The organism is Pseudoalteromonas sp. S1727 (assembly GCF_005886375.1).
Taxonomy (GTDB): Bacteria; Pseudomonadota; Gammaproteobacteria; order Enterobacterales; family Alteromonadaceae; genus Pseudoalteromonas; species Pseudoalteromonas haloplanktis.
The window spans coordinates 1-384 of the sequence record NZ_PNDT01000300.1 but is presented as its reverse complement, the minus strand read 5'-3'; the positions used below and the strand labels follow the sequence as shown (position 1 = coordinate 384).

The 384-nt window shown below is 34.1% G+C and carries 1 protein-coding gene; it reads right to left on the bottom strand.

Going from position 1 to position 384, the window contains the following annotated elements; genetic code table 11:
• Positions 1–196 precede the first annotated feature (196 nt).
• The coding region (locus tag CWB85_RS22685) for a hypothetical protein (protein WP_212748252.1) at positions 197–384 on the bottom strand (188 nt) is incomplete at its 5' end.

Sequence of the window (384 nt, the reverse complement as noted above, 5' to 3'; positions counted from 1 at the left end):
ACAGTGTGCGTACAATTAGTCCTTGCATGATTTTGTACCTTATAGGTTAGCTTTTCCATATGGCTGCGTATATAACTGTTATCTTTCCGGAAAGCGTTAAGGAATTTAGTTGTCAACTGTAAGTGGCATGTTTCAGTAGGTATTTAGATTAATTGGTGTAGTATCAGCCTATTTTTTAGATACTGAGATTAAAAGTCTATTCTTCCATTTCTGTAAATGGATATTGGCCCCAATAGGTGTAATGGTTATTTTTGCATTGGTTTGGTTCTCTATCATGCAAGGTAACGAGCGTACGTATTGCTTCAAGCATGGTATTAGTAAAGAAAATTGTGACCGATTTATAAAAGACGGTTATTATTGTGTTACAAATACACATTACATATT